Genomic DNA, 14,914 nt, shown 5'->3' on the forward strand with positions numbered 1-14,914 from the left:
GAACAACCGATCGGAGCCAGTCATCGACCAGCGCAACGGGTGGGCGTGGGTGCGACTGGGCGCCGGGGCGATCGTGCTCGGGGTGCTCGTCGTGCGGATCGGCGCCGGTCCGTTCGTCGACGGCCTCCGGCTGACCAGCCCATGGGCGCTGCTCCTGGCCACGGCGGTGACCGCGGCCACGACCCTCTGCTCCGCGTGGCGCTGGCAGCTGGTGGCGTCCGCGCTGGGCGTCCGGCTGACGCTGGCAGCGGCGGTCCGCGCCGTCTACCGCGCGCAGTTCCTCAACGCGACCTTGCCCGGCGGGGTCCTGGGTGACGTCGACCGCGCCGTCGCCCACGGTCGCGACACCGGCGCCCTCGGGCGCGGCGTGCGGTCGGTGGTCTGGGAACGCACCCTCGGGCAGGCGGTCCAGGTGGCGGTCACCGTCGCGATCCTGCTCGTGCTGCCCTCGCCGCTGCAGGCCGTCGGCCTCGTCGCCCTCGCGGTGCTCGCGGTCGCCCTGCTCCTGACCGGCCTCGCGTCCGCAGCCCCTGCGCCCCCGGGTCTCGTCGGACGCATGCTCGGGACCGTCGGCGACGACCTGCGCGCCGTGCTCGCGACCGCCCGCGTCCGGGGCGGCGTGGCGGTCGCGTCTGCCGGTGCCGTCGCCGGCCACCTGCTGGTGTTCGTCGTCGCCGCCCACGTCGCTGGGGTCGGCGTCCCGGCGTACCGGCTGCTCCCGCTTGCCGCGGTCGTGCTGCTCGCCGCAGCAGTGCCGGCGAACGTGGCCGGGTGGGGCCCGCGCGAGGGAGTCGCCGCGTGGGCCTTCGCAGCTGCCGGGCTCGGTGCGGCGGCCGGCGTCACCACTGCGGTCGTGTACGGCGTGATGGCACTGGTCGCCACCCTCCCCGGTGCCGTCGTGCTCCTGGCGGGGCGCCGCTCGTCCGCCCCCGTCGACCCTGCCCCGGCGCGCGCACACGAGGAGGCTGCCCGTGTCTAGGCCGTACACCCTGCTGAGCTGCTGCATGTCGCTCGACGGCTACCTCGACGACACGTCGCCCAGGCGCCTGATCCTCTCGGGCCGGGCCGACCTCGACCGCGTCGACGACGTCCGTGCAGGGGCCGACGCGATCCTCGTCGGGGCCGGGACAATCCGTTCCGACAACCCGCGACTGATGGTCCGCGATCCGGCGCGGATCGCACGGCGGGTGGCGCAGGGCCGGACGCCGACCCCGCTCAAGGTCACCGTCACCGCGCTCGCGAAGCTCGACCCCGGCGCGGACTTCTTCACCACCGGTGACGTCGACAAGCTCGTCTACTGCGCCCAGGAGACGGCCGAGGAGGCGCGGGAGACGCTCGGCGGCGTCGCGACGGTCGTCGAGTGCGACCAGCGGATCTGCCTCGCCGACGTCCTCTCGGACCTGCACGCCCGCGGCGTGCGCCGGCTGCTGGTGGAGGGCGGTGCGACGGTGCTCAGCCAGCTGCTCGCCGCAGGCCTGGCCGACGAGCTGCAGCTCGCCGTGGCGCCGTTCTTCGTCGGTGACTCGGCGGCGCCCCGGCTCGTCGAGGACGGGTCCTATCCCTGGAACGCCGGTCGCCGCGCGAAGCTCGCCGGCACGCGTGTCCTCGACGACGTGGTGCTGCTCCGCTACGCCGCCTCCGACCGCTTCGCCGCCTCCGGGTCGTTCGAGGACGAGCCGTGGGGAGACGCCGATGTCTGAGCTGCCGGTCGCCACCATCCGCAACCAGGTCACCGTGCCCATGCGGCTGGGCGACGGTGTGGCGACGACGGCACGCGTCTTCACCTTCGACGGGCTCGTCGATGGCCGGGAGCATCTCGCCCTCGGCCTGGGCACCCATGCGGCCCCGGTCACCCGCGAGCAGCCGGACCGGCCGCCGCTGGTCCGGCTGCACAGCGAGTGCCTGACCGGGGACGTGCTGGGCAGCGAGCGGTGCGACTGCGGGCCCCAGCTCGCGGAGGCAGTCGCCGCGATCGCCGCGACGGGTGGCTTCCTGCTCTACCTCCGCCAGGAGGGCCGTGGCATCGGGCTGTACGCCAAGATCGACGCCTACGGGCTGCAGGACGGAGGGATGGACACCTACGAGGCGAATCTCGCCCTGGGGTTCGCGGCCGACGAGCGGGACTACGCCCCCGCTGCGCAGATGCTGCACGCGCTCGGGGTCGAGCGGCTCGCGCTGCTGAGCAACAACCCGGACAAGGCGGCGCAGCTGGGCCGGCTGGGGATCACCGTGGCCGCCCGGGTCCCGACCGGCGTGCACCTGAACCCGGCCAACGCGCGCTACCTCGCGGCCAAGGCCGGCCGGGGCGCGCACACCTTCGCGGTGCCCGCCGACCCCGAGATCGGCATGGAGGCGGGCTGAGGAGAGAGGCAGGCCACATACCGCCGTACTGAAATTGGTTCTATTCTTGGCGGATGGCCGCACCCTTCGACTACGAAGTCCTCGACCTCACCGACGAGCAGGTCGACGCCGAGGTCGAGGTGTTCGGCGGACTGGCCCAGGCCGTACGCCGCCTGAACGAGGCCACCCTGCGCACCACGGTCGACCACGCGACCGTCGACGAGGTCCGCCGGCAGGTCGAGGACCTGACCGCGACCCTCGAGAAGAGCATGATCGCCGACAACTTCGGCGTCTCCTTCACCAAGGGCGGGCGGATCCGCGGCTACGGCAACGCGGTCGTCGGCCTGCGCAACCCCAACGCCGTGCCGCTCACGGTGGTGCAGGACAAGGTCAACCAGCGCGCCAGCGCTGAGTTCGAGCTCAACGCGCTGCACGAGGGGCCTCCCGGGCAGGTGCACGGCGGCGTCGTGGCGCTCGTGCTCGACCAGGTCTTCGGAGAGGCCGCCGCCGCGGGTGGCACGCCCGGCATGACCGGCACCCTCACCCTCCGCTACGCGCTCAACACGCCGCTGGGCCCGTGCTCGGCGGCGGCGTGGGTCGACCGCCGCGAGGGCATCAAGACGATCGTGAAGGGCGAGCTGCGCCGTGCCGACGGGACCGTCACGGTCACCGCGGAGGGCATCTTCATCCTGCCGCGGTGGGCACGCGAGCAGCTCGCCGAGCGCGGAGCGACACCCCCGCAGTTCGAGTGAGAGGACGCGTCAGCGGCCTTTCACAACGGTGGTCGCCTCGACTGGGCTCGACGCAAGGAGCAGCGAGTCCGGCTGAGCCTGCGAAGCCGGGACCGAGCGTGTCGAGACCTGGTGAGGTGCGCAGGGAGGCGAGTCCTACGACTCCTAGGACACCTCGGCCCGGCCGCGCGCACCCGAGTCGGTCAGCCGTGCCTCCTCGAGCGCCTGGGCCTCCAGCTCCTCGCGGGTCGGCGCATGCGAGGGAGCACTGACCAGGGCGCTGGCGCCGTGGTCGAGGCGCTCGAGGGCCTGACGGGCGAAGATCTGCTGCTCGGTCGCCGTACGCTCCGACCGGTCGTTGCCGATGAACGTCACCGTCCAGTGCAGCACTGCGGTGATCTGGTTCTTGAAGCCGGTGAGGTAGAAGAGGTGCACGGCGAGCCACATCAGCCAGGCGATGAAGCCCGAGAGCCGCAGCTTGCCGACCGTCGCGACCGCGCTGAAGCGCGAGATGGTGGCCATGCTGCCCTTGTCGAAGTACTTGAACGGCGCTTGCGGCGCCTTGCCCTTGAGCCGCCGGTCGATCTGCCGGGCGGCGTACCGGGCACCCTGGATCGCGACCTGCGCGACGCCCGGCAGGTGGTCGAGTGAGGCCATGTCGCCGACGACGAACACCTCGGGGTGGCCCGGCAGCGTGAGGTCGGGGTTGACCGAGATCCGGCCGGCCCGGTCGAGGGCGGCACCGGTCTGCTCGGCGAGCGTGCGCCCCAGCGGGCTCGCCTGTACGCCGGCGGCCCACACCTTGGTCACCGCGTTGATGCGACGGCGGGTGCCGTCGCGGTCCTGGACCTCGAGGCCGCGCTCGTCGACCGCGACGACCATCGCGCCGAGCTGCACCTCGACGCCGAGGGACTCGAGCCGCTTCTTGGTCCAGGCACCCAGCTTCGCGCCGAACGGCGGCAGCACCTGCGACGCAGCGTCGAGCAGGATCACCCGCGCCTTGTGGGTGTTGATCGAGCGGAAGTCGCGGTGGAGGGTGCGGTGCGCCAGCTCGGCGATCTGGCCGGCCATCTCGACACCGGTCGGCCCCGCACCGACCACCACGAACGTGAGCAGGTGGTCGACCGGACGACCCTCGGAGGCGTACAGCTCGGCGAGCTCGAACGCGCCGAAGATGCGGCCGCGCAGCTCGAGCGCGTCGTCGACACTCTTCATGCCCGGCGCGAACCGCGCGAACTGGTCGTTGCCGAAGTAGGACTGACCGGCACCGGCGGCGACGATCAGCGAGTCGTAGGCCGTCACCCGCTTGCGCCCGAGCACCTCCGAGGTCACCGTCCGGCCCGCGAGGTCGACGTCGGTGACGTTGCCGAGCAGCACCGTGGCGTTCTTCTGCTTGGCCAGCACCTCGCGCGTGGGCGGTGCGATCTCGCCCTCGGAGAGGATGCCGGTCGCCACCTGGTAGAGCAGCGGCTGGAACAGGTGGTGGGTGGTCTTCGCGACCATGGTCACGTCCACGTCGGACCGGCGCAGCGCCTTCGTGCCGAAGAGCCCGCCGAAGCCCGACCCGATGACCACGACGCGATGGCGAGGTGTTCCGTGGGGGGTCGGCATGCCTCCATTGTCCGGGTTCGGGACCAAGGGCCACAACCGCGCAGGCGTCTGATCGGTCACAGCATCCGTGGCCCGGAGGCTCTGTTGTGGTTTGATCTGACGCGGAGGGGCGGGCTCGGCGACCGTCTCGTCATTCGCGTTGGACCCAGGAGTTCGCCCTAGTGCCCTGGAACAAGAGAACGCTGGCCCTGCCAGCGAGTCCCCCGTCCGTGCGGCTCGCACGCGACTGGGTCTCCGGCGTGCTCCGGGAGATCGGCCACAGCGAGCTCGCCGACAGTGCGCGGCTGGCCGTCTCCGAGCTGGTCACCAACGCGATCCTGCACGCGGAGCCGCCGATGACCGTCACCGTCCGCGGCACGCCGGAGCATCCGCGGATCGAGGTCACCGACCAGTCGCTGGTGCCTCCGCAGCGCCGGCACAGCGAGCTCCTGATCGACGTCGAGGACGACCGCTCCTGGGCGACGGTGGGGCGCGGCCTGGACCTGGTGGCCAGCTACTCGGTGCGCTGGGGTGCCGACATCAGCCCCAACGGCCTGGGCAAGGTCGTGTGGTTCGAGCCGAGCGACGGCGTACGGGAGTCGCCCACGGAGGGCGAGGTGTTCACGATGGACGCCGCCCTCGCCGACCTGCCGGTCGTGCCCGCGGATCCCTCGACGTTCGTGCGCATCCAGCTCCTGGGGATGCCCGTCGACCTCTTCGCCCACCTGCGCCGGCACTTCAACGAGCTCGGGCGGGAGCTGCGGCTGCTGGCGATCACCGACGGCGAGCGCTACCCGCTGGCAGTCGACTTCTCCGAGGCCTATCTGCAGGTCGAGTACGAGCGCCGGCAGGTCTCCGGGCTCGAGGCGCTCGAGAAGGCCATCGCCGACGGCACGCCGTCGGTCGACCTGACCTACGTGGCACCGCCGACCGCGCCCGAGACGATGGCGCGGCTCTCTCGGCTCCTCGTCGAGGTCTACGACCAGCTCAGCGGCCAGGTGCTGCTCTCGGTGCGGCCGCCCGACTACGTCATCGACATGGAGAAGTGGTACTTCGGCGAGTTCCGTCGCCAGGCCGACGGCGAGGAGCCGATCCGGTGGGACGGTCCGCTCCGCCTGGTCCTGCCGCGGCGACGCGAGGTCTCGTGACCGCACCGGCCCTGCGCGTGGCGCTGCTCGCTGCGTCCGCGGGAGGGCTCGTCGGTGCGCTCGCGCGGTGGGCGCTCGGCGAGCAGTTCCCCGTCGGCGCGGGGTTCCCGACCACGGTGTTCTGGATCAACGTGACCGGCAGCGCGCTGCTCGCTGCCCTGCCGGCGATCGCGCTCGTCCGGCGCACCCCGTGGCTGGCGGTGTTCCTCGGCACCGGCGTCCTCGGGGGCTTCACGACGATGTCGGCGGCCAGCGAGCAGACCGTCGTGCTCCTCGAGCGGCACCACACGGACACGGCGCTGCTGTACGCCGGCGGCACGCTGGTCGCCGCCCTGGCCGCGGTGTGGCTGGTCGATCGCTGGACGACGCCGGACGACCGCGCGCTGCTCGAGCTCGACGAGGCCGACGAGTGAGCGGCCTCCTGGTCGCGCTCGGCGCGGCAGTGGGTGCGCCGCTGCGGCTGCTGGCCGGTCACCACCTGGACCGTGCGCGCGGCGGGCACACCGTCCACTGGGGCACGCTCGTGGTGAACCTGCTCGGGTCCGCCCTGCTCGGCTGGCTGGTGGGGCACGGCGTCGACGGGCGCCCGCTGCTGCTGGTCGGCACCGGCTTCTGCGGCGCCTTCACGACGTACTCGGCGGTCACGGTTCAGGCGGTCAACCGCGGCGGCTGGCCGGGCCTGCTCTACGCGACCGGCACGGTGGCCGGCTGCCTCCTGACCGCGTGGGTGGGCTACCAGCTCGGCTGAGCGGGATCGCTCAGCCCCAGCCCCAGGCGTGCAGCTGCTCGTCGTCGATGCCGAAGTGGTGGGCGATCTCGTGGACCACCGTCACCTCGATCTCCTCGGCGAGCTCGTCGGCGTCGACGCACATGCGCAGCAGCGGCCCGCGGTAGACGAAGATCTGGTCGGGCGGGCGGAAGGTGTAGCCGCTGTCGCGGTCGGTGAGCGGCGTCCCGACGTACAGGCCGAGGAGTCCGGGCTCGTCGGGCGGCGACTCCTCCTCGACGAGCACGACGACGTTGTCCATCAGCGCGGTCAGCGGTGCCGGGATCCGGTCGAGCGCGTCGGCGACCAGCTCGTCGAACTCGGCCTCGGAGAGCTGCACCCGGTCAGCGTAGGCACGACGGTGGTCGAGCCCGTCGAAACCCACCCTCACGCGCGCAGAGCTCACGCGCCACCCCTATGCTGGAGCGGTCGTGCCGGGACTCCGGTCTCGGCGGGCCCCCATCGTCTAGTGGCCTAGGACGTCGCCCTTTCACGGCGGTAGCACGGGTTCGAATCCCGTTGGGGGTGCGATTTCGGATGGAGGCCACTGATGCGTTAGCATTCCGTGGCTTCTGGTTCAGCAGCCGAAAGTCGCACGAGGCCCCGTAGCGCAGTTGGTTAGCGCGCCGCCCTGTCACGGCGGAGGCCGCGGGTTCGAGTCCCGTCGGGGTCGCCACACCATGCACAGCCCGGACCGTCAGGTCCGGGCTGTTGCGCGTTCCCCCGAGATGCGCCGGGTCAGGCGAGATCCTTGCGGTCGAGGGTGGGACCGGGCAGGACGCCGTCACGCGCTCCCAGCCCGCGGACGAACAGCTCCAGGTGGCGGCGGGCCAGCTCGTCCTTGAGCTCGGGTGCCATCGGGCCGGGCAGCGGCCGCGCGATCCTGACCAGCATCATGCCGATGTCGAGGAAGGTGATGTCGGCAGGCAGGTCGCCGCTCTCGTGGGCTGCGTCGACCAGCGCCGACACTGCTTCGGCAGACGCGTCGCGCGCCTCGGCGAGCTCGGTGTCGTCGGGGTCGAGCAGGTCGAGGACCTGCGGGATCACCGCAGACACCCGCAGCTCGAGGGCCCGCCGCAGGTACGTCGCCAGCGCCTCGAAGGCGTCGCCACCAGCGCTCGCCTCCACGGCCGCGTCCCGGGTGCGTCGCAGTGCGTCGAGCACGACGGCGCGGAGCAGCGACTCGCGGTCGGGGAAGCGACGGTAGAGGGTCGCGATGCCGACCCCGGCCCGCCGGGCGACGTCCTCGAGCGGCACTTGGGGGCCCCGCTCGACGATGAGCTCACGGGCGGCGTCGAGGAGCTGCTCGAGGTTGCGCCTGGCGTCGGCCCGCATCGTCATGACGACAGCCTACCCAATCGGAGGAATATCCTCCATTTCTCTTGACAGTCCGGCGCAGCCGTGCGAGCGTGATCGAAGCGGAGGAAATACCTCCGCTTGAACTCCGGGAGCAGTGCCATGACCGACACGAGCACCAGCACCGCGGCGTCGACGGCCGCGCCGAACAAGTGGGTCGCGCTGGGGGTGATCGCCGTCGCGCAGCTGATGGTCGCCCTCGACGCGACCATCGTGAACGTGGCGCTGCCGACGGCCCAGGCCGCGCTCGGCTTCGGCGACGCCGAGCGCGCCTGGGTGATCACCGCCTACACGCTGTCCTTCGCGGGCCTGCTGCTGCTCGGGGGCCGGGTCAGCGACCGGATCGGCCGCCGCCGCGCGATGATGATCGGCCTGACCGGGTTCGCGCTGAGCTCGGCGCTCGCTGGTGCGGCGACCGATCTCCCGATCCTGGTCGCGGGTCGTGCGCTCCAGGGCGCCTGTGCTGCGCTGATGGCACCAGCTGCCCTGTCACTGATCGCGGTGACGTTCACCGATCCGAAGGAGCGCGGCAAGGCGTTCGGGATCTTCGGTGCGATCGCCAGCAGCGGCGCGGTGACCGGCCTGCTCCTCGGCGGTGCGCTGACCGAGTACGCCGGCTGGCGCTGGTGCCTCGACGTCAACGTGGTGATCGCGGCGATCGCGCTGATCGTAGGAAGCCGGGTGCTGCCGCGCGGCGACGGCCACCCGACGCCGACCGACGTGCTGTCCGGGGTCCTCGCGACCGGCGGCCTGGCGGCGATCGTGCTCGGGTGCAGCGAGGCCGCCTCCCACGGCTGGGACTCGGCGCGCGTGCTCGTGCCCGGCGTGGTCGGGCTCGCGCTCGTCGCGGCGTTCGCCGCCCGGCAGGCCCGCATCGAGCACCCGTTGCTCCCGCTGATGATCCTCGCGGACCGCGGTCGCGGCTCGGCGTACCTCGCGACCGCGGCGTCGGTGATCGGCACGTTCGGGATGTTCCTGATGCTCACCTATCACTTCCAGGTGGTGCTCGGGTACAGCCCGCTGCACACCGGGGTCGCGTTCCTGCCGCTCAACGTCACCGTGATCGTCAGCTCGGGTGTCGCCAGCCGGCTGATGGCCGGGACCCCGGCGCGCACGCTGGTCACTCCGGGTCTGCTGGTCGCCGCGGTCGGGCTCGCGATGCTCACCAGGCTCGAGCCGGGAAGCGGCTACACGACGCTGATCCTGCCGGCGATGGTGCTCGTGGGCGCCGGCGTGGGCTTCGTCTTCACCCCGTCGATCGGCGTCGCGACCAGCGGCATCGACCCGCGATCGGCCGGCATCGCCGCGGCGACCGCGAACACCGCGATGCAGATCGGCGCCAGCGTCGGCACGGCGGTCCTCAACACCATCGCGATCGGCGCGACGCGGAGCTACGCGGGCAATGGCCTCCAGGCAACGGTGCACGGCTTCGCCACCGCGACCGCGTACGCCGCGGTGGTCCTGGTGGTCGTCGCCGCAGTGGTCGCGGTCGGGCTGAGGTCGCCGGGTGAGGCCGGGCGCTGAGGCCCGGGCCCGGCGCCCCCGGGTCGCCGGCCCAGCGACTTGCACGGGAACATGCGAATGTCGCGCCGGTGGCCCCTGGGAACCACATCCGCCCCGGCAGCGACATTCGCATGTCCTTCTACGAGGCCAGACGGAACGCCAGTGGCCCGGCCGCAACAGCCGCCGGGCTCGGCAGTCACCGGGCTCGGCCCGCCGCTCGCACAGCAGCATGCGAATGTCGCGCCAGTGGCCCCTGGGAACCACATCCGCCCCGGCAGCGACATTCGCATGTCCTTCTACGAGAGGCAGCTCGACGGTGTGCCGGCTTCCGGGTCACCCATCCCGGCCCGTCGTACAGCAGCATGCAAATGTCGCGCCCGGGGCCCCGGGAACCACACCCGCCCCCGCGGCGACATTCGCATGTCGGTGTACGAGAGGGCTGCCGCCCGGCGCGACGGCCGGCCCCGCCGGGCTCACACCGGCGTGATCGGCAGCGCCCGCCTCGGCTCGAACCGGAAGCTCGCCCCGGTGCTGATCCGGGTCATCGCGACCTCGTCGGCCACCGGGGCCGCCTCCTCGCGTCGTACGACGGACGCCGCCCAGGACGCGTCGGACCCGGACACCTCCACGTCGAGGTGGGGGTCGACGGCCCGGACGGCCGCCTGCAGCGGAGCCACCGACGAGGGTCCGCAGAGCGTGATCCACGCGCCGTCGTCGTGTGCCGCTGACGGCCGCACGGCCAGGACGTCCGACAACGACGCGTCGACGTAGGCGGCCGGGTTGAGCAGCGGGTGCAGGGACAGCACGCGGAGTGCACCTTCCGCGTCGGACGACCCGCCCAGCGCCCCGTGGATCCGCTCGGCCGCCACCCCGGCGATGCCGACGAGCTGGTGCACGGCGATCACGCGCGCGGCCTCGGGGCTGCTGCGCCGGCCGATCGCGCGGAGGAACCCGAGGTTGAGCAGGTGCATCTGCAGGCAGACCTCGTCGGCGATCCGCACCAGCGCGGAGTGGGAGAACGCAGAGAAGTCGAGGTCGGACAGCAGCGGCCCGGAGTAGTCCGACAGACCCTCGTCGCCACGATCGACGGCATCCAGCTCGGTCGTCGCCGCCAGAGAGCGCTGGAGCTCGCGGCAGCTCTCGGACTCGCTGACCGGTGGGTGCGACTCGTCGATGCGCACCGTCCACGCGCAGTGTGGCGCGCGGTCCGCGGGCGTCCGCGGCGGCCGGTGCACGGGACGCACCTGTGCGTGCGGGTTCGTCGCGACCGCGGTGGCGTCGAACGTCGGGTCCTCGATGTCGTGGCACATCCCGCGGACGAACTCCGGTCCCATCGGCTCGACGTCCATCAGTGCGCCGCAGTGGTCGAGGTGGAACTCCCCGTGCCACGGGTCGTGGACGGCGTACCGGAAGTCCATGAACTGCGGCGGCGCGCCGATGTCGAGCTGCAGCCCCTTGAAGATCGTGACCACGTCGTCGCCCTCGTAGCCGAGCGCGCGCTGCATCCTCCGGGTGTAGATCGGGCTGGCGGCCATCCACTCCTCGATCGCCACCTGCTGCATGCCTTCGCGCCCGTACGCCGAGATGCACCAGGCCATCCCGGAGCGGTCGATCAGCTGACCGATCAGCAGCAGCTCGGGGACGAGTACGGCGAGCTCCGACCGGGTCAGCGCGGCGTAGCGGGAGGTCATCGAGGCGTCACCGTCACGGGCAGGGACGCGAAGCCGCGAACGTTCGCCGAGTAGAACCGCTTCGGCTCACCGGACACCTCGATCGAGGAGCACCGCGACACCAGCTGCTGCAGGGCGATGTTCGCCTCCAGCCGCGCGAGGTTGGCACCGAGGCAGTAGTGCCGACCGCCGCCGAACGCGATGTGCCTGGCCAGCTCGGCCTTCTCGCGCCGGAGGTCGAACTCCTCGGCGTCGGTGAAGACCTCGTGGTCGTGGTTGGCGGCGCCGATGTTGAGCATGATCCTGGACCCTGCGGGGCAGGTCACCCCGTCGACGGTGAAGTCCTTGACGGTCAGGCGGCCGAGCAGCTGGCTGGACGCGTCGTACCGGAGGGTCTCCTCGATCCAGGGCTCGACCAGCGCGGGGTCCGCGAAGACGGCTTCCCGCTGGTCCGGGTGCCGGCTGATGTGGGCGACCGCGTTGCCGAGCAGCTTGGTCGTGGTCTCGTTGCCGGCCACGACCATCAGGAAGAGGAATGCGGTGAGCTCCTGGTCGCTCATCCGTCCGTCCTCGGAGTCCTCACCGGTCACCGAGATCAAGGCGCTGACGAGGTCGTCGGACGGGTTCTTCTTCCGCTCGGCGAGGAGCTCCGCGTAGTAGCCGAACAGCCAGATCGCCGCCTCGAAGCCGGCCGGCGGCACGTCGCGGAGGCCGTCCTCGCGGATCACCAGCAGGTCGGCGTACTTGCGCACCTCGTCGCGGTCGGCCTGCGGAACGCCCAGCATCTCGGAGATGACGTCCATCGGGAACTTCCCGGCGAAGTCCGTGATCCAGTCGAACGACCCGCGCTCGACGGCAGCGTCGAGGTACTCCCCGCTGATCTCGGTGATCCTGGGTTCGAGGTCGGAGACCCGCTTCGGCGTGAAGCCTCGGGAGACCAGCTTGCGCAGCCGTGTCTGCTCCGGCGGGTCCATCCCGAGGAAGGAGGTGACCAGGTGTGCGTCCTCGTTCCACGAGCTCGGGTCGAGCGAGACGCCCATCCGGTTGGAGAACACGTCGTCGGTGCGGAACGCCTTGTGCAGGTCCGCGTGGCGCGACAGCACCCAGAAGTCGTGCTCCTCGTTGTGGTACAGCGGGGCCTCGGCCCGCATCCGCGCGTACGTCGGGTACGGGTCGTCCTGCAGCGCGTGGTCGTAGTGGTCGAAGTGCAGCGGACAGCCGGACTGCTCGGCGCTCATTCGTGGCCCTCCATGATCACGGCCACGACGTCGTCGAGACGCCGGCTGAGGTCGTCGTAGGTGATCAGCCCCATCCCCGCCTGCAGCAGCGCGCCGGAGAACGCGAACGTGAGCGCCTCGAGCACGCGCGGGTCGACCGGGTCGCCGATGGCCTCACGGAAGCGCTGCACGAACTGCGCACCGATCACCAGGCGCAGCCGCTCGACCTCCGGGTCGGTGCCGAGCAGCGCGATGTTGGCGGCCGTCGCGAGGTGCGGCGACCGGCCGAGCATCGCGGCCATGTGGCGGGTGAACGCCTGGATCCGCTCGGTCGCGGTGGCGCCGGTCGGCTCGGGCCCCGGGTCGGTCACGATCCGGCGCCAGAACAGCTCGGCGAAGAGGTGGCTCTTCGAGGCCAGGTAGGTGTACGCCGTCGCCGGTGACACGCCTGCCCGCTGGGCGACGGTGCGGATCGTCAGCGCCTCCGGCCCCACCTCGTCGAGCTCGGCCTCACCGGCGGCGAGCAGCCGCTCGACGGTCTCGGCCTGCCGCGCGTTCAGGCCCTGGCGCAGGTTGGGCATCAGCGCCGACTCAGCCATCGTCGCGTCCCTTGCCGATCGTCTCCTCGACCAGGCTGTTCAGCCGTGCGCCGACCGGCCACCCCGCGTAGTGGCTGAGGAAGATGACGATCTCGCGCAGCGCCGCCTCGTCGAGGTCCCCACTCCGGTACGCCGCCGGCACCTGGATCGTCAGTACGTCCTGAGCGCCCTGCCCCGCGAGCATCCCGATCAGCAGCAACCGCCGGTCCCGGTCGGAGAGCCCCGGGCGGCTCCAGATCTCGGCGAACAGGTGATCCGCGGTGTAGCCGAAGAAGTCGCCCGGGCCGTCGGAGAAGTCGAAGCCGTAGACCTCCGTCATGCGGTCGAGACCGCGCTGTCGTCGTTCGTCGGTCATGACTCGATCCTTTCGGTGGGTCTCGACTGACCACCAGGCGGTGGGAGCCCCAGCGCTTCGGCGAGGTGCGCGGACGCGTACCGCGCCATCGGTACGTCGACCCCGAGCCGGTCCGCGAGCTCGGTGGCGTGCGCCAGGTCCTTCGCGCCGATCGCGAGCACGTGCCCGAAGATCGAGGTCCAGCCGTCGTCGGGCGCCAGCGGCGCGGTGGTGTCGCGGTGCATGATCGCCCCGGGACCTCCGGTGATCGAGTCGGTGTGCCGGACGATCCGGCCGAGCGCGACCAGGTCGACCCCGGCTGCCTCCGCGAGCCGGAGTGCCTCGCCCGTGGCCGTGAACGCGACGAAGTGCAGCAGGTTGCGGGCCAGCTTGGCTGCGGTGCCGTTGCCGGCCGGTCCGCAGTGCACGACGACGGTGCCCATCAGCGCGAGCGGCTCCCGGGCGGCGGCGAAGGCTGCGTCGGTCCCTCCGACCATGATCGCGAGCGTGCCGTCGGCCGCACCCATCGCACCGCCGCTCACGGGTGCGTCGACGAAGAGCAGGTCGTGGCGACCGGCGAGGTCCTCCAGACGTGGCGGCAGGTCCGGGGAGATCGTCGAGTGCACCACGACCACGGCGCCGGGACGCGCTGCTCCGAGCACCTGTCCCATCACGTCGCGGACCTGCTCGTCGGTGTTCACCATCACGCAGATCACGCCGCACTCTGCCGCGAGCTCGGCCACCGACGCGGCCGGGCGGGCGCCCAGCTTCTCCAGCTCGGCAAGGGGATCCGGCGCCACGTCGTACACCGTCAGGCCACCCGGCCAGGCCACCAACCGGGTCGCCATCGGCTTGCCGATGTTGCCGAGGCCGATGAACCCGACCCTGGTCTCCACACGCTCAGCCATCGGGATCACCGGAACACCTGCCCGCCGTCGACGTCGAGGATCTGCGCGGTGACCCAGGACGCCTCGTCGGAGAGCAGGAACAGGCAAGCACCGACCATGTCCTCGGGCTGCCCGATCCGCTTGATCGCCAGGCTGTTCCGGACGATGTCGTGGGCCGCGTCACCGGCCTGGGTGCGGGTCGCCTGGGTGTCGACCGGCCCCGGCGCGATCGCGTTGACGCGGATGTTCATGCCACCGAGCTCGTGGGCCAGCTGCTGGGTGAGGCCGTTGATCCCGACCTTCGCCAGGCCGTAGAAGCCGGAGTAGAGCCAGGCCGCGGTCGAGGACTGGTTGACGATGGCCCCGCCACCACGCTTCTGCATGTGCGGGTAGACGGCGCGCGTCACGACGAGCGCACCGTCCATGTTCACGCTCATGAACTTGCGGTAGTAGTCCCAGTCGACGGTGATCAGCAGGTCGAACTGCATGTCCCCGTAGATGGCCGCGTTGTTGACCAGCAGGTCGATGCCGCCGTACGCCGCCACGGTCGCCTCGGCCATCGCGGTGGCCGACGTCGCGTCGGAGACGTCGGTGCGCACGAACATGGCCGTGCCCCCCGTCGCCTCGATCTCCTTCGCGACCCGGTTGCCGGCGTCCTCGTTGAGGTCGGCCACCACGACGCTCGCTCCCTCGGTCGCCAGTGCGCGGGCGTACGCCTCGCCGATCCCCTGGGCCGCCCCCGTGACGATCGCGACCTTGCCGTCGAACCTCAC

17 protein-coding genes and 2 tRNA genes are annotated in these 14,914 nt (G+C 71.8%); 10 read left to right on the top strand and 9 right to left on the bottom strand.

The annotated features are described in order from the left end of the window. Positions 1-49 precede the first annotated feature (49 nt). From ACVW00_RS17680 to ACVW00_RS17695, 4 genes are read left to right on the top strand one after another with little or no spacing between them, the layout of a single operon-like run. Complete coding sequence (locus ACVW00_RS17680; protein WP_457112207.1) at positions 50-979, top strand: lysylphosphatidylglycerol synthase domain-containing protein; 930 nt, start codon at positions 50-52, stop codon at positions 977-979. After that, the gene (locus ACVW00_RS17685; protein WP_457112208.1) at positions 972-1,700 is read left to right on the top strand and encodes a RibD family protein; all 729 of its coding nucleotides are present in this window, start codon (positions 972-974) and stop codon (positions 1,698-1,700) included. Before ACVW00_RS17680 ends, ACVW00_RS17685 begins: the two co-directional genes overlap by 8 nt. Further along, on the top strand, positions 1,693-2,361 hold the full coding sequence (locus ACVW00_RS17690) for a GTP cyclohydrolase II (RefSeq protein WP_457112209.1): 669 nt from the start codon (positions 1,693-1,695) through the stop codon (positions 2,359-2,361). Before ACVW00_RS17685 ends, ACVW00_RS17690 begins: the two co-directional genes overlap by 8 nt. Positions 2,362-2,414: 53 nt before the next feature. Further along, positions 2,415-3,092 (top strand): PaaI family thioesterase, encoded by a 678-nt coding sequence (locus ACVW00_RS17695; protein ID WP_457112210.1) that lies wholly within the window; start codon positions 2,415-2,417, stop codon positions 3,090-3,092. Between the two features lie 144 nt (positions 3,093-3,236). On the opposite strand, the gene ACVW00_RS17700 is transcribed toward ACVW00_RS17695, so the two are convergent. Continuing rightward, positions 3,237-4,682 carry an NAD(P)/FAD-dependent oxidoreductase gene (locus tag ACVW00_RS17700; RefSeq protein ID WP_457112211.1) on the bottom strand — a complete coding sequence of 482 codons (1,446 nt, stop codon included), beginning with the start codon at positions 4,680-4,682 and terminating at the stop codon, positions 3,237-3,239. A 161-nt stretch (positions 4,683-4,843) separates the two neighbouring features. Here ACVW00_RS17700 and ACVW00_RS17705 point away from each other — a divergent pair, with 161 nt between their 5' ends. Genes ACVW00_RS17705 through ACVW00_RS17715 form a run of 3 tightly spaced genes read left to right on the top strand, consistent with a single transcriptional unit; the run spans position 4,844 to position 6,557 of the window. Beyond that, a complete protein-coding gene (locus tag ACVW00_RS17705) occupies positions 4,844-5,809 on the top strand; it encodes an ATP-binding protein (RefSeq protein WP_457112212.1) in 966 nt (321 codons plus the stop codon). After that, on the top strand, positions 5,806-6,222 hold the full coding sequence (locus ACVW00_RS17710; protein ID WP_457112213.1) for a fluoride efflux transporter FluC: 417 nt from the start codon (positions 5,806-5,808) through the stop codon (positions 6,220-6,222). The genes ACVW00_RS17705 and ACVW00_RS17710 overlap by 4 nt, the downstream gene beginning before the upstream one ends. Further along, entirely contained in the window at positions 6,219-6,557 is a 339-nt protein-coding gene (locus tag ACVW00_RS17715) for a fluoride efflux transporter FluC (protein ID WP_457112214.1), read from the top strand. Before ACVW00_RS17710 ends, ACVW00_RS17715 begins: the two co-directional genes overlap by 4 nt. A 10-nt stretch (positions 6,558-6,567) precedes the next feature. On the opposite strand, the gene ACVW00_RS17720 is transcribed toward ACVW00_RS17715, so the two are convergent. Further along, the gene (locus ACVW00_RS17720) at positions 6,568-6,981 is read right to left on the bottom strand and encodes a metallopeptidase family protein (RefSeq protein ID WP_457112215.1); all 414 of its coding nucleotides are present in this window, start codon (positions 6,979-6,981) and stop codon (positions 6,568-6,570) included. Positions 6,982-7,030: 49 nt separating this feature from the next. On the opposite strand from ACVW00_RS17720, the gene ACVW00_RS17725 reads away from it, so the two are divergent. Then, a tRNA-Glu gene (locus tag ACVW00_RS17725) sits at positions 7,031-7,103 on the top strand. A gap of 71 nt (positions 7,104-7,174) precedes the next feature. Beyond that, positions 7,175-7,251: transfer RNA gene (locus ACVW00_RS17730), tRNA-Asp, on the top strand. A 62-nt stretch (positions 7,252-7,313) separates the two neighbouring features. Here the strand turns inward: ACVW00_RS17730 and ACVW00_RS17735 are convergent. After that, entirely contained in the window at positions 7,314-7,916 is a 603-nt protein-coding gene (locus tag ACVW00_RS17735; protein ID WP_457112216.1) for a TetR/AcrR family transcriptional regulator, read from the bottom strand. Positions 7,917-8,033: 117 nt separating this feature from the next. On the opposite strand from ACVW00_RS17735, the gene ACVW00_RS17740 reads away from it, so the two are divergent. After that, complete coding sequence (locus ACVW00_RS17740) at positions 8,034-9,455, top strand: MFS transporter (RefSeq protein ID WP_457112217.1); 1,422 nt, start codon at positions 8,034-8,036, stop codon at positions 9,453-9,455. Positions 9,456-9,907: 452 nt separating this feature from the next. Here ACVW00_RS17740 and ACVW00_RS17745 read toward each other — a convergent pair whose 3' ends face one another. From ACVW00_RS17745 to ACVW00_RS17770, 6 genes are read right to left on the bottom strand one after another with little or no spacing between them, the layout of a single operon-like run. Next, positions 9,908-11,125, bottom strand: a complete 1,218-nt coding sequence (locus ACVW00_RS17745; RefSeq protein WP_457112218.1) for a hypothetical protein — start codon at positions 11,123-11,125, stop codon at positions 9,908-9,910. After that, positions 11,122-12,342 (bottom strand): cytochrome P450, encoded by a 1,221-nt coding sequence (locus ACVW00_RS17750; protein ID WP_457112219.1) that lies wholly within the window; start codon positions 12,340-12,342, stop codon positions 11,122-11,124. Before ACVW00_RS17750 ends, ACVW00_RS17745 begins: the two co-directional genes overlap by 4 nt. After that, positions 12,339-12,920, bottom strand: a complete 582-nt coding sequence (locus tag ACVW00_RS17755) for a TetR/AcrR family transcriptional regulator (RefSeq protein WP_457112220.1) — start codon at positions 12,918-12,920, stop codon at positions 12,339-12,341. Before ACVW00_RS17755 ends, ACVW00_RS17750 begins: the two co-directional genes overlap by 4 nt. Next, positions 12,913-13,275 (bottom strand): carboxymuconolactone decarboxylase family protein, encoded by a 363-nt coding sequence (locus ACVW00_RS17760; RefSeq protein WP_457112221.1) that lies wholly within the window; start codon positions 13,273-13,275, stop codon positions 12,913-12,915. The genes ACVW00_RS17755 and ACVW00_RS17760 overlap by 8 nt, the downstream gene beginning before the upstream one ends. Continuing rightward, the gene (locus tag ACVW00_RS17765; protein ID WP_457112222.1) at positions 13,272-14,162 is read right to left on the bottom strand and encodes an NAD(P)-dependent oxidoreductase; all 891 of its coding nucleotides are present in this window, start codon (positions 14,160-14,162) and stop codon (positions 13,272-13,274) included. Before ACVW00_RS17765 ends, ACVW00_RS17760 begins: the two co-directional genes overlap by 4 nt. Positions 14,163-14,167: 5 nt before the next feature. Continuing rightward, positions 14,168-14,914: an SDR family oxidoreductase gene (locus ACVW00_RS17770; protein ID WP_457112223.1), complete on the bottom strand. Its 747-nt coding sequence runs from the start codon at positions 14,912-14,914 to the stop codon at positions 14,168-14,170.

The organism is Marmoricola sp. URHA0025 HA25 (genome assembly GCF_054059435.1).

Bases quoted from the DNA above. Each gene is read 5' to 3' on its own strand.
- ACVW00_RS17690 (WP_457112209.1), top strand. From the start codon at position 1,693: ATGTCTGAGCTGCCGGTCGCCACCATCCGCAACCAGGTCACCGTGCCC.
- ACVW00_RS17695 (WP_457112210.1), top strand. From the start codon at position 2,415: ATGGCCGCACCCTTCGACTACGAAGTCCTCGACCTCACCGACGAGCAG.
- ACVW00_RS17700 (WP_457112211.1), bottom strand. From the start codon at position 4,682: ATGCCGACCCCCCACGGAACACCTCGCCATCGCGTCGTGGTCATCGGG.
- ACVW00_RS17735 (WP_457112216.1), bottom strand. From the start codon at position 7,916: ATGACGATGCGGGCCGACGCCAGGCGCAACCTCGAGCAGCTCCTCGAC.
- ACVW00_RS17740 (WP_457112217.1), top strand. From the start codon at position 8,034: ATGACCGACACGAGCACCAGCACCGCGGCGTCGACGGCCGCGCCGAAC.
- ACVW00_RS17745 (WP_457112218.1), bottom strand. From the start codon at position 11,125: ATGACCTCCCGCTACGCCGCGCTGACCCGGTCGGAGCTCGCCGTACTC.
- ACVW00_RS17750 (WP_457112219.1), bottom strand. From the start codon at position 12,342: ATGAGCGCCGAGCAGTCCGGCTGTCCGCTGCACTTCGACCACTACGAC.
- ACVW00_RS17755 (WP_457112220.1), bottom strand. From the start codon at position 12,920: ATGGCTGAGTCGGCGCTGATGCCCAACCTGCGCCAGGGCCTGAACGCG.
- ACVW00_RS17760 (WP_457112221.1), bottom strand. From the start codon at position 13,275: ATGACCGACGAACGACGACAGCGCGGTCTCGACCGCATGACGGAGGTC.
- ACVW00_RS17765 (WP_457112222.1), bottom strand. From the start codon at position 14,162: ATGGCTGAGCGTGTGGAGACCAGGGTCGGGTTCATCGGCCTCGGCAAC.